Raw genomic sequence first — 12,831 nt, forward strand, 5'->3', positions numbered from 1 at the left:
AAACTGACTTTGAAACAAGGAAATTGCGACATGAGCACGCCATCTATTCTTATTCTACCTGGTGACGGTATTGGCCCTGAAGTGATGGCGGAAGTCGTCAAAGTAATCGACTGGTTTGGTGAAAAGCGTGACCTAAAATTTGATGTGTCGCATGATCTTGTTGGCGGTGCAGCCTATGACAAACACGGCACGCCTTTGGCCGATGAAACCATGGAAAAAGCTCAGAAAGCTGACGCAGTATTGCTTGGCGCCGTTGGGGGGCCAAAATACGATGTTTTGGATTTTTCTGTAAAGCCTGAGCGCGGCCTTTTGCGTTTGCGTAAAGAAATGGATTTGTTTTCGAACCTGCGCCCAGCACAGTGTTTCGATGCTTTGGCCGACTTTTCGTCTTTGAAAAAAGATGTGGTTGCTGGCCTTGATATCATGATCGTTCGCGAACTGACCTCTGGTATCTACTTTGGTGAACCACGTGGAATCATAAAAGAAGGCAACGAGCGCGTTGGCATCAATACGCAGCGCTACACTGAAAGCGAAATCGCACGCGTTGCGCGCTCTGCTTTTGAATTGGCGCGTAAGCGTGGAAACAAAGTCTGTTCCATGGAAAAAGCAAATGTTATGGAAAGCGGCATTTTGTGGCGCGATGTCGTGACAGAAATTCACCAAGCAGAATATGCAGATGTTGAGTTGTCTCACATGTATGCAGATGCCGGTGCGATGCAGCTCTGCCGCTGGCCCAAACAGTTTGACGTGATTGTTACAGACAACCTGTTTGGTGATTTGCTCTCCGATGCGGCTGCTATGTTGACCGGCTCACTTGGCATGTTGCCATCAGCTTCATTGGGTGCGCCTATGGATAACGGTCGCCCGAAAGCACTGTACGAACCAGTACACGGTTCTGCGCCTGATATCGCAGGTCAAGGCAAGGCCAACCCAATTGCGTGCATCCTCTCATTTGCGATGGCGCTACGGTATTCATTCGATCTCGGTGATGATGCAACGCGTCTTGAAAAGGCTGTTGAAAAAGTTCTCGCTGATGGTGTTCGCACGGCGGATTTGTTGGGCGAAGATGGCGCAACGCCGGTTTCTACATCTGAAATGGGTGACAAGATCATCGAAGCGTTGACTGCAAGCCTATAAGGCCTGTCGTTACATTGATTAAACCGAGGCGGATTTGTTCTGCCTCGGTTTTTATTTGCTTGCACTGTGGGGCGTGTGTCGCGCAGCATCGCCAAATGGCGTCTGTTTGTCGCGGATCGCCAATCTAATCCGCACTAAACTGCGACCTCGACAGGTACTAAAACAACTTGTACCAAAATACTTCAAACGCGTTGGTACAAACGAATGAAAAGGGAAGACAGACAATGAATATCACAGGAGCATTCTACGCCCTTTTTGCATTTGCTGTTTTCGCGACCCATGACGCGTTGATCAAATATTTGGGCGTGTCCTATTCTCCGTTCCAGATGATCTTTTTCTCCACGTTGTTTTCGTTTCCTCTTGTGACGTTCATGTTGATGCGTGACAAAAATGAGGGGAACTTGCGCCCTGTACATCCATGGTGGACACTTCTGCGTACGGTTTGTGCGAGTGCCAATGCGATGTGTGCTTTCTACGCCTTTACCGTTTTGCCATTGGCGCAGGTATACGCGATTCTTTTCGCCACTCCCTTGTTGATTACTATTATGTCCATCCCCGTATTGGGCGAACGTGTTGGGCCGCATCGCTGGGCTGCAGTTTTTGTTGGTTTGGTTGGTGTCTTTGTCGTCTTGCGCCCTGGTGCTACGGAATTGTCTTTAGGTCATTTGGCGGCGCTTACGTGCGCATTCGTCGGTGGCATGGCGTCCATCATTGTGCGCAAAGTGGGTAGCGAAGAACGCACCGTCGTGCTGATGCTTTACCCAATGGTTGCAAATTTTGTGATCATGGGAGCTTTGATGGCAATTGATTACAAACCTATGCCTTTAGGTGACCTTGGTGGCATCGGTGCTTTGGCCATGTTGGGGTTCACTGGCGGCGTATTCTTGATTATTGCTTATAAAGCATCCGAGGCTGCCATTGTCGCGCCAATGCAATATTCACAAATCATTTGGGCCACTTTTTTCGGCGCTCTATTCTTTGGTGAGAGTATCGACCTACCAACGATTTTGGGGGCAAGCATTATTATCGCGTCTGGCTTATACATCGTCTTTCGGGAATCAAAGAGCGGCACGTCAGAGAATACGCCTGTATTGCGCACGCGCTCTCGTGCCTCGTCAGCGACATCATTTCGTGTTTCTCCGTTCTTACGGCGTACCAAACTAAAATAGACGGATGACGGGCCAAAATGCGGCAGCGTATCAGCTTAAGAGTACAGTTGATATATTGGTGCTGATGGTAAGGCTGACCTTGGTCCTGCGGTGATCAAAGTCAGTCAGAGGCTTAACAAAAGTAGACATAACCGAATGGGAATGAGCGCGCTCAACACGAATATAGACACACCACCAAAGTATATTTTCTTGGGGGCTTCGGGACGCATTGGCAGGCTTTTGACAGCCTTGTACGCGGAGGCAGCGGCGCCGCCTGTGGAATTGTTCTGGCAAGTTCGTCGACGCAAGAGCGATCTGAAAAATCAATTTCTATGGTCTGATTTCAAAGAGGCTGCCCCGTTGATTGATTGCGCCAAATCCGTCGGCGGAATTGATGGACTGTTTGTGTTCTCTAGCCCTGCAGCAGACATAAGTAGGGCGCCTTCACACACCCTATCCCTTACTGTGTCATTGGTCGAACAAGCTATAATTGCAGCGAAATCAGCGAGGATCCCGCGTGTTGTGGTTGCGTCTTCCTCCGCTGTCTATGGTGCGGGGTGTGGGGTGCCTTTTATGGAAAGTGACCCTCTCGAGCCTGTAAACCCATATGGTCAGGCGAAGCGGGATATGGAGTTGCGTGCAAGGGAACTGGCTCAAAAGCTCGGTATCGAGCTGTGCTTGCTTCGCATCGGCAATGTTGCAGGCGCTGATGCTTTGTTAGGTGCGGCAGGCCAACGCACTGCAGATGATGAGCCTGTCTCTTTGGATATCTACCCTGATGGTGCTGGGCCTCGACGGTCCTACATCGGGCCAGAGCGGCTGCTTGAGGCTCTATGTGACTTGGCAATGCACCGCGCGATGTTGCCGACCGTTCTGAACATTGCGGCGCAACGACCTGTTTCGATGAATGCGCTTTTGGATGCTGCGCAGATTCCGTGGGTCGCGCGTCATGTTCCTGCATCGCCAAAACAGGACATCGTTTTGAATTGCGAGGCATTAGCGCAGTTGTCAGGTGGCGCGCCCTCTGATAGCGCAGCAGATGAAATTATATCACAATGGCACAAGGCCTTGAGCGCAACATGACACTAGGAAAACGCTTTTTTGATATCGGGTTGGCGCTTGTGTTGTCGATCATCCTTGCGCCAGTTGTTTTAATCTTGGCGGTTGTCTTGCTTGTCAAAGAAGGTGGCCCTGTCTTCTATCTGTCTGAGCGGATGAAGACGGTAGACAAAGGGTTCTTGTTGATCAAGTTTCGGACCATGCGCATGGTCTCGGATGACCGCGGTGTTTCGGGTGGTGATAAACTGGATCGTATCACGCCATTGGGCCGCATCATGCGCAAAACTCGCTTGGATGAATTGCCTCAACTTTGGAATGTCTTGCGCGGCGATATTTCATTTGTCGGTCCGCGCCCGCCCTTGCGTATTTATGTTGAGCAATTTCCTGAACTTTACGGCCAAGTTTTGAAGTCGCGACCTGGTATCACGGGGCTGGCATCAGTAAGGTTTTATGCGCATGAAGAGCTGCTGCTGTCACGGTGCCACACTGCACAAGAAACGGATCGGGTTTATGTTCGTGACTGTATTCCGCGTAAGGCGAAATTAGACATCATTTATCAAAAGCATCGGTCGCTGTGCTTCGATATTAGACTCATGATCGAAACCATTCTTCCTCGCATTCAAAAATTCTGAAGCATTACCTCGCCTAAAACGAATTGCCGCAAGTGAAAACTTGCATTTGCTACAACTTACGCGGGATAAGAAATGCATGCCCACGGTGGCCTAAGTCAATCTGTCTGTTGTAAAAAACGAGTTAAATTATGTTAGTTCAGGGCCTTACGAACTTACCAGCGCGATTCGTACGGATCATTTTGGTGTGTACTGACATGACCTTGGTCATCTGTGCCCTAGGCTTATCCTTCACTTTGTTAGGTGAATTTTCGCTATTGTTGCAGCCCGTTTCAATTAATGTGCTCATTCCTGCGATGGCAATGATTGGTTTTGCAGGGATCATCGGTTTTGGACTGCACCGCATCAAACTTGTCATGTTTGGTGCGCGTGATGTGTTTAAAATATCTTTGGCCGCGCTTGCTCTAAGTTTTCTTTACGCAGCGCTGTTGCTGGCTACAAAGCTTTCGGGCGTTCCGTCTAAAACGATCATTTTCGGCGGAGCATTTTTTTGTTTAAGCATCGGTGTGCGCGTGCTGGCTATTGCGACTTTGTCATTTTTGCGGGCTCAAATCAGTGACCGTCGTGCAGTTGCCATTTTTGGTGCAGGCGGTGTGGGTATCCAATTGGCATCTGCCTTACGCCAATCGAGTGAAATGCGGCCGGTTTTCTTTTTTGATGACAATCCAAACCTGCAAGGGATGGCAATTGGCGGAATTCCCGTTTTGGGGATTAAGCAAATGAAGAAAGACTTGACCGATTACAAAATTGATACCGTTCTGGTCGCGCTGCCCGAAGAGGCGAAAGAACGTCGTGCGGCAGTTATCGAACAGTTGGAAGCCCTTGGTATGAATGTGCGTGTTCTTCCCTCTGTTGTCGATTTATTGGTAGGGCGTGGGAACGAAGCGCTGTTTCGCACGGTAAGCCCCGATGAGATACTTGGCCGTGATGCTGTGGATCTTGAGGTTCCAGACATTGCGAAAAGTTTTGCGGGTCGTGTGGTGATGGTGACTGGGGCAGGTGGATCCATTGGGTCAGAACTGTCACGACAAATTTTCAACTGTAGACCCGCTAAAATTGTTCTATTCGATCAAAGTGAATTCAATCTCTATCAAGTTGATTTTGAGCTAAAAGAGTTAGGTCGGGCGGGGGGCATTGAAGTTGTCACATGTTTGGGGTCGGTGACCGATCCTGTACGGGTTCGTGATGTGATGACGACAGAGAAGGTCGAAATTGTCTTTCATGCGGCCGCCTATAAACACGTACCAATGATTGAGGAAAATGAACTAGAAGGCGCGTCGAACAACGTCATCGGTACCAAAGTCGTTGCCGATGCCGCTGCTCAAAATAATGTTGAACGGTTCATTTTGGTGTCGACCGATAAGGCTGTGCGCCCGACAAATATTATGGGCGCGACCAAGCGCATGGCTGAGCTGGTGATTCAAGATATTCAAACCCGCTCGCCCGATACTTTGTTTTCCATGGTGCGCTTCGGAAATGTACTCGGGTCGTCAGGGTCTGTTTTGCCCTTGTTTCAAACACAAATTGAAGCAGGTGGACCTGTCACTGTGACCCATGCGGAAGTTACCCGTTTTTTCATGACAATATCAGAAGCCGCACGGCTGGTCCTTTTGGCAGGCGCCTATGCGCAGGGCGGAGATGTCTTTGTTCTGGATATGGGAAAGCCTCAGAAAATCATGGAAATCGCGCGAAGGTTGATCAAGCTGTCAGGGCGAACAGTCAAGGAATCGGATTCCGATGTTGGTGATATTGAAATCAAAGTAACAGGGTTAAGGCCCGGCGAAAAACTTTACGAAGAATTGCTGCTGGATCACGACAATCTATGCGCGACGCCGCACCCTAAGATTTTGCGAGCTGAGGAAACGAAATTGTCTCAATCAGACGTCGCAGCGATGTTGCTTGAATTAAATGTTGCAATAAAAACCGCAAATGCGTCTCACATGCGTAAAATTGTGCGTGAGAGGGTCGATGGCTACGCCGAACATTCCTTGGCGCATGGAACAAAGATGCCCAACCCTTCATAGAATAGGATGGCTTATTTACAGGGCGGTGAACTGGAGTTCTGCTGCCTTTGCTGCTTAAAAGACACGCCAGAAAATTCATTGGGCGCGAAAACGCCCGCCAACAGTCATTGATGCAATTTCACGTGGGCCGAGCCAGTTTATTTGCTATGCTGACCTAAATACGAAAATGCGGGTGAAAAAGTGTCTTTTAAACGTCAAACAATGGCTGCATGCCTTAGCATCACAACGGTACTCAGCGCGGCAAGCAGCTTCGCGCAGGATCTTACATCGACGCGTGTGAATACATTGGGCCGGCCTGGCATCGTTGAAATGCCTTCTGCGGAAATGGCACCTGATGGTCAGCTGTCTTTGAGTTACGGGCGTTTCGGCAATTTCAACCGCACAACACTGTCGTTTCAGATTACGCCACGCTTGTCAGGCAGTTTTCGGTATTCGGGCATCAAAGATTTTAATGACGATTTTGACACATATTGGGATCGTTCTTTTGACATCAGTTACCTGATTGCAAAGGAAGGCACTTACAGACCTGCAATCGCCATCGGCCTACAGGATTTCCTTGGCACAGGCTTGTTAAGCGGTGAATATATCGTTGCCACAAAGTCTGTGGGCCAAAAACTGCGTGTCACTGGCGGACTGGGATGGGGTCGTTTGGCCAGCCACAGTCCCTTGGGGCTGTCATTTGGCGAGCGTAGCGAGATCGATGTTGCGACAGGTGGAACTCCTAATTTTGATCAATGGTTTCGCGGTGACATCGCTGCCTTTGGCGGCTTGTCTTATCAGTTGAACGACAAGCTGACATTGATGGCTGAATATTCATCAGATGCATATTCCGCCGAGACCGAGCGCGGCGTGTTCGATCATAAGTCTCCCGTGAATGTCGCTGTGGATTATAAGCTTGGAAAGACCACCTCTGTTACGGCGTTTTATTTGCATGGAGATGAAGTTGGGTTGCAATTTTCAGCCAGCTTGAATCCCAAAAACCCGCGCGTATCAGGGGGATTGGAAAAAGCACCTTTACCCGTTCGTCCGCGACCGAGCCGCGCAGCAGACCCCGAAGGGTGGTCTGACGGTTGGGTCGAAGAGGTTGGTGATGCCAGCGGTATTCGCAAAGCCCTATCAGCAGCTATGACTGAAGAGGGGCTTACGCTTGAGGCGATGTCATTATCGGTCACGCGTGCCGAAGTCCGCTTTCGCAATGATAGATACAATGCTCGGTCGCAGGCATTGGGGCGTTTGTCACGTATTATGACACGTGCCTTCCCGCCCTCTGTTGAAACTTTTGTTCTCACAGAAACGATGGAAGGGGTGCCTGTCCATTCAACCGTCGTGCAGCGTTCTGCACTTGAAGCATATGAATTTGAACCTGCCCGCTCCATGTTAGAGTCTGTCACCTTTGCAGATCCCCTTAGCTTTGAGCACGATAATTTGGTTTCTGTACGCGAGGCTTATCCGCAAACACTTTGGTCGATTGCACCCTATGTTGCTGTTTCGGTTTTTGATCCCGACAGTCCTGTTCGTCTGGACTATGGCATCCGAGGGCAAATCAATTACGAATTGGCGCCAGGCTTGACGCTTGATGCGGCTGCATTTGCACGCATATCTGGAAATATCTCAGATGAAGAAGACGATGTTGATGATTCAACTTTGCCACCTGTGCGCACGAGTTCGCGTGAATATGACAACCGCTTGCGCGTCGAAAAGCTGACTGCAAATTGGTACAGTCGCCCCGCTGAAAACCTATTTGGCCGTATGACTGTGGGTTACCTTGAATCTATGTATGGTGGTGTGTCTGGCGAACTGTTGTGGAAAAAACCAAACAGTTCCTTCGCTCTTGGCGCAGAGGTGAACTATGCCGTACAACGCGACTTTGAAGACACTTTCGGCTTTGGTGATTACGATATCATGACGGGCCACTTGTCTGCTTATTACGCCTTTGACGGGGGGTACCACGGCCAAATGGATGTTGGGCGCTACCTTGCAGGTGACTGGGGAACTACTCTGTCGCTGGATCGCGAATTCAACAATGGATGGCGTGTTGGCGCTTATGCCACTTTTACGGATGTTCCTTTCGAAGATTTCGGTGAAGGATCCTTCGACAAAGGGATTCGTATCACTGTGCCCTCAGATTGGTTCGCGGGCACTCCTACAACCGAAACAAACGACTTTGTTATTCAATCTTTGACGCGCGATGGCGGAGCCAAATTGAATGTCAGCGGACGACTGTATGATCGTGTGCGTGGTATGCAAGGTGATCAACTTGAAGAGCGTTGGGGGCGGTTCTGGCGATGAAACCTAAAATGCGCAATCTCACCAAAGCTGTTACTGTGATCTCTTTATGTGCTCTCTTGGCAGCCTGTGGGAACGACAAACAAGCGCGCCGTGGTGCGGACACAGTGAAAGAACTCGCGCTTTTGGCAAAATCCCGTTTGTCGGGAAAAAAGGCTGAGCCTACTGCGCAACCTGATCCTGTAGCGATGATCAATGCGGTCTTGAATGAAATCCCCAACGCGCCTTTACAATTTGTTTTGGTCGAAAAGACAGGCGGCTTTGCCGTTACATCAATTTATGGGACGAATGGAAACAAGGTGACTTGGATTTCTCCAGACCGAAAATCAATGACCTTGGAATCGGGCGTCCTAACCGCGACCCGTGGGTTCGGTGGTGATCTGATGTCTGTCGAGGATGGCGGGGCTGCCGCCCTCATCGCGTCACGCAGCTCAGGCCAAGCCCAAAAGGTCTATCGGTTTTTGAATGGCGAAGATGAAACAGCACGATTCATCGTGAATTGTACCATAGCGCAAGGGGAGCGCGATGTCGTGACCTCTGGTGAAATCACAGCTGCGACAAATGTGATGACTGAACGCTGCCAATCCAATGAGGGCTTTGATTTTACCAATACCTATTGGATCGACGACAATCGTCGCATGGTGCAATCTGTTCAATGGGCTGGTGCAGGTGTTGGTCAATTGGTGTTTCGTCGGTTGAGATATTAGTCAAACCCAAAGGTGCGCGGTGCGGGCAACCTCACCGCATGCAGCGTAAACGACACAGAAAAACGGCGCCCCCGAAAGGACGCCGTTTTTTAACTTATAAGGCGAGTGCCTGAACTTACTTAGAGTTCAAAGCAACTGCTACTGCTGCTGCACCGAGCAAAAGCAATGCAGCGTTGCCGCCGAGAGAACCAGCAGAAGAAGAAGAAGATTCTTCAACGATAACTGGACCAGCAATTACTGGCTCTTCGTAACCGCCAGCAAAAGAAGCAGAAGCGGAAGCTGCAACAACAGTTGCTGCAAGGATAACTTTTTTCATAACCAAATCTCCATCAAGAGGTATTCACTCGGCTACTCGGCCAAGCTCCCGAAAGATGTCGCATATTCTTGAGGACTTATAAACCCTAAATTGTTGTAGCCCCTGTCGAGAGGGGGGCTAGTAGTGGCACAGATAGCACAATTTCGGCAAATAAGCGCCAGATCACAGCCAAGGTGATATTAGTTTTCGAAAATTCCCCCCAAACTTGAAAATGCAGCCAAGAAGACTAAGAACGAATCTTGCGCGCTTGGGTCTGAAAGCAGGCTTACGGATTCGACCGACGGGAGAATTATGTGATCAAAGGTCTGTTTTGGCTCATCGCTGCCTATAGTCTTAGTCAGTTTTATCGCGCGTGTTTGGCGGTGTTCGCACCTGTTTTACAGCTCGAAATTGATTTGAGCCCTGATCAAATTTCAACGGCTCTAGGGATTTGGTTTGTGATGTTTTCTGCAATGCAAATCCCTGTCGGCTGGCTATTGGACAACAAATCCCCACGTAAAACTGCGGCAACATTTTTGGCGCTGGGCGGTGGTCTTGGCGCATTGGTTTTTTCCAGCGCGCAGGGGGCGTGGGCAATCTACGTGGCAATGGCTTTGATTGGCATCGGCTGCGCGCCAGTTCTCATGACATCGTTTTATATATTTGCACGACTTGCGCCCAGCAACAGGTTTGGGACTTTGGCTGGTATCGTTGTTGGTATCGGGTCCATCGGCAATGTCGCAGCATCTGCGCCTTTGTCTTTTGCGATGACGCTGATTGGCTGGCGCGCCGTCTGCATCGCCCTCGCAGTGGGAACTTTATTGATCGCATATGCTCTGTTAAAATTCGTTGCTGATCCACCAAAGGTCGACAGGCCAAAATCCTCTACAGGCAACGGCTTCTCTGCGCTTGTTAGAATTTGGCCCCTCTATCCAATCTGCGTTATGGCTGCGGTTGCCTATGCGCCCTCCGCAGGCTTGCGCGGCAGTTGGGCAGGGGCGTATTTGTCAGATATTTATGGCTTAGGAAGTGATGCAATCGGGCAGGTGACATTCTTTATGGCGCTGTCGATGATTTTGGGCGCTTTGGTGTTTGGGCCGCTTGATCGGTTGATAGAAAGCAGAAAAACGATTGTTCTTGGCGCAACAGGAATTTCTTTGGGCTTTATCGCTGTTCTTTGGGCAGGGGTAGGATCGCAGAGCATCGTCATGATCACCGTTCTATTGATTGGCATTGGTTTCTTTGGATCGGCATATTCGCAAATCATGAACCATGGCAGGTCTGTTTTACCTGCGCATTTGACTGGGCGCGGAGTGACATTGATTAACTTGTTTTCGATTGGTGGCGCGGGGGTCGGTCAATTTGCAACCGCTCAGGTGTTCGCAGTCGCCCCACAATCGCCAGCAGCCACGCCCTATGGGGCAGTGTTTGCGACATATTCAATACTGTTGCTGCTAGGCGGGTTGGTATATGCATTCAGTCGAAATAAAGTTGCGTAATAAGTTGTATCTGTGACAGTGCTGCGCTGTATCGAGATGTCATTTGCAATAGGATTTTGGCGTGAACTATTTGCGGTTTTTAAGGTTTCGCCTTGCGGCGTGGCGAAATGATGATGCGTATTTGGCGCGGGGCACCAGTGCACCAGAAGCGCTATTTGCCGAGGTCGCGGGAAAGCGGGTGGCGATTGTTGGCAATGCACGCGCTTTGTCACATACCGAGCAAGGGCCAGACATCGACGCTTGTGACATCGTTATCCGCATCAATCGTGCGCCAATGCCTGATGTGAAAAGTCATGGTAGCCAGACGGATTGGTTGGCGCTTGCCACTAGCTTAAACCAAGAAAGCTTTGATAAACTTGGGGCAAGCCGTTTGATCTGGATGTCACATAAACGCAAGCGTTTGCGGATGTGGATGGCGCAAACCTCTGGCTTTGTTCTCTTTCCCAATGCGCGCTATTCTGCGCTAAAATCTGCACTGGGCGCGCAACCCACAACGGGCGCTATGCTGATCGATTTCATATCCAAAAGTGATGCGGCAGAGGTGCATTTGTTTGGTTTCGATTTTTTTGCCAGCATGTCTTTATCCGGCAAGCGCGATAGCGCCAGCGTACCGCACAACTTTACTTCCGAAAGTGGTTTTGTTCAGGACTTGGTTGAAACTGACCCAAGATTCACTCTGCACCCTATGAAATAAGGGGGCATGGCCAGTTCTGGCTTTACAAATCCGCACAAATTGCTATCCCCCATGGCTGTCATTGGACATAAGGAGTGCCCCTCATGGGTTATAAAATCGTCGTCGTAGGCGCCACAGGTAATGTGGGCCGCGAAATGTTGAACATTCTGGCTGAACGTCAGTTTCCTGTAGATGAGATTGCTGTGCTTGCGTCACGTAAATCTCTTGGCACGGAAGTTTCCTTTGGCGATAAAACCCTGAAGACCCAAGATCTTGCGACGTTTGATTTCGCTGGTTGGGATATTGCACTCTTTGCTGTGGGCTCTGAAGCCACAAAAGAATTTGCGCCAAAAGCGGCGGCGGCAAACTGTGTCGTGATCGATAACTCATCATTGTACCGCTACGACCCGGAAATTCCGTTGATCGTGCCAGAGGTGAACCCAGACGCGATCACGATGTATTCCAACAAAAACATCATTGCCAACCCCAACTGTTCGACTGCGCAGATGGTTGTCGCGTTGAAGCCGATCCATGATCGCGCCAAAATTAAGCGTGTTGTTGTATCGACTTACCAATCTGTTTCTGGCTCTGGCAAAGATGCGATTGATGAGTTGTGGGATCAAACTAAGGGCATGTACGTGCCCGGCCAAGAAAAAGCGCCGAGAGTTTACCCAAAGCAGATCGCGTTCAACGTGATCCCTCACATCGATGTCTTCTTGGATTCTGGCGATACCAAAGAAGAATGGAAAATGATCGTTGAGACGAAAAAGATCATTGATCCGTCGATTAAAGTAACTGCCACCTGTGTGCGCGTTCCTGTTTTCGTGGGTCACTCTGAATCTCTCAACATTGAGACAGAAGAATTTTTGGACGAAGATGAAGCACGCGATATTTTGCGCGAATCTCCTGGTATTCTTGTGGTCGATAAACGCGAAGACGGTGGGTATGTGACGCCTGTTGAATGTGTCGGCGATTTTGCGACATTCATTTCGCGCATCCGCCAAGACGTTACTGTTGAGAACGGCTTGAACATGTGGTGTGTGTCAGACAATTTGCGCAAAGGCGCCGCATTGAACGCAGTTCAGATTGCAGAACTTCTAGGCCGTCGCGTCTTGAAGAAGGGCTAAATGATTTAGCGAAATAGCTTTCCACAGCTAAAAGGGGGCGCTTTTGGGCGCCCTTTTTCTTTGCCTGTGTCGGCGCTACTTTTGTTTTTGTTGACTTAACGTCATGAGAGCGTGGCGGGCAAAATTGAAAGCAAAGAAAATCATAAGCTTCTGATTTATAACGGTACTACCTATGAATTTTAGTGTATTTCGCGTTAACCGAGATGTCTGTAAAGGCGTGCGGCAAAAATAAGGCGGTGGTATGTTC

General features: G+C 49.6%; 11 protein-coding genes. 10 read left to right on the top strand and 1 reads right to left on the bottom strand.

Translation table 11 applies throughout. From position 1 onward, the window contains the following. The first annotated feature begins 30 nt into the window (after nucleotides 1-30). From leuB to EDD53_RS13250, 7 genes are all read left to right on the top strand, one after another. On the top strand, nucleotides 31-1,137 hold the full coding sequence (leuB, locus tag EDD53_RS13220; protein WP_123794035.1) for a 3-isopropylmalate dehydrogenase: 1,107 nt from the start codon (nucleotides 31-33) through the stop codon (nucleotides 1,135-1,137). 224 nt (nucleotides 1,138-1,361) lie between these two features. Continuing rightward, nucleotides 1,362-2,306, top strand: coding sequence for a DMT family transporter (locus tag EDD53_RS13225; protein ID WP_123794036.1), 945 nt, complete (start codon nucleotides 1,362-1,364; stop codon nucleotides 2,304-2,306). A 141-nt stretch (nucleotides 2,307-2,447) separates the two neighbouring features. Then, entirely contained in the window at nucleotides 2,448-3,368 is a 921-nt protein-coding gene (locus tag EDD53_RS13230) for an NAD-dependent epimerase/dehydratase family protein (RefSeq protein WP_170162768.1), read from the top strand. Further along, on the top strand, nucleotides 3,365-3,976 hold the full coding sequence (locus EDD53_RS13235; RefSeq protein ID WP_123794038.1) for a sugar transferase: 612 nt from the start codon (nucleotides 3,365-3,367) through the stop codon (nucleotides 3,974-3,976). Before EDD53_RS13230 ends, EDD53_RS13235 begins: the two co-directional genes overlap by 4 nt. A 128-nt stretch (nucleotides 3,977-4,104) precedes the next feature. Beyond that, complete coding sequence (locus tag EDD53_RS13240) at nucleotides 4,105-5,997, top strand: polysaccharide biosynthesis protein (protein WP_123794039.1); 1,893 nt, start codon at nucleotides 4,105-4,107, stop codon at nucleotides 5,995-5,997. Between the two features lie 201 nt (nucleotides 5,998-6,198). Then, nucleotides 6,199-8,286 carry a YjbH domain-containing protein gene (locus EDD53_RS13245; protein ID WP_246002404.1) on the top strand — a complete coding sequence of 696 codons (2,088 nt, stop codon included), beginning with the start codon at nucleotides 6,199-6,201 and terminating at the stop codon, nucleotides 8,284-8,286. A gap of 8 nt (nucleotides 8,287-8,294) precedes the next feature. Further along, complete coding sequence (locus EDD53_RS13250; RefSeq protein WP_170162769.1) at nucleotides 8,295-8,990, top strand: YjbF family lipoprotein; 696 nt, start codon at nucleotides 8,295-8,297, stop codon at nucleotides 8,988-8,990. Between the two features lie 115 nt (nucleotides 8,991-9,105). Here EDD53_RS13250 and EDD53_RS13255 read toward each other — a convergent pair whose 3' ends face one another. Further along, the gene (locus tag EDD53_RS13255) at nucleotides 9,106-9,306 is read right to left on the bottom strand and encodes a hypothetical protein (RefSeq protein WP_123794041.1); all 201 of its coding nucleotides are present in this window, start codon (nucleotides 9,304-9,306) and stop codon (nucleotides 9,106-9,108) included. A gap of 293 nt (nucleotides 9,307-9,599) precedes the next feature. Between EDD53_RS13255 and EDD53_RS13260 the strand changes: the two genes are divergently transcribed. The 3 genes from EDD53_RS13260 to EDD53_RS13270 all read left to right on the top strand — a co-directional run bounded on the left by EDD53_RS13260 (nucleotide 9,600) and on the right by EDD53_RS13270 (nucleotide 12,584). After that, the gene (locus EDD53_RS13260) at nucleotides 9,600-10,784 is read left to right on the top strand and encodes an MFS transporter (RefSeq protein WP_123794042.1); all 1,185 of its coding nucleotides are present in this window, start codon (nucleotides 9,600-9,602) and stop codon (nucleotides 10,782-10,784) included. Nucleotides 10,785-10,845: 61 nt separating this feature from the next. Further along, entirely contained in the window at nucleotides 10,846-11,478 is a 633-nt protein-coding gene (locus tag EDD53_RS13265; protein WP_246002406.1) for a glycosyltransferase family 29 protein, read from the top strand. A gap of 83 nt (nucleotides 11,479-11,561) precedes the next feature. Further along, nucleotides 11,562-12,584, top strand: coding sequence for an aspartate-semialdehyde dehydrogenase (locus EDD53_RS13270; RefSeq protein ID WP_123794043.1), 1,023 nt, complete (start codon nucleotides 11,562-11,564; stop codon nucleotides 12,582-12,584). Nucleotides 12,585-12,831 lie beyond the last annotated feature (247 nt).

The sequence above is a fragment of the Pacificibacter maritimus genome, from assembly GCF_003814915.1.
Classification (GTDB): domain Bacteria; phylum Pseudomonadota; class Alphaproteobacteria; order Rhodobacterales; family Rhodobacteraceae; genus Celeribacter; species Celeribacter maritimus.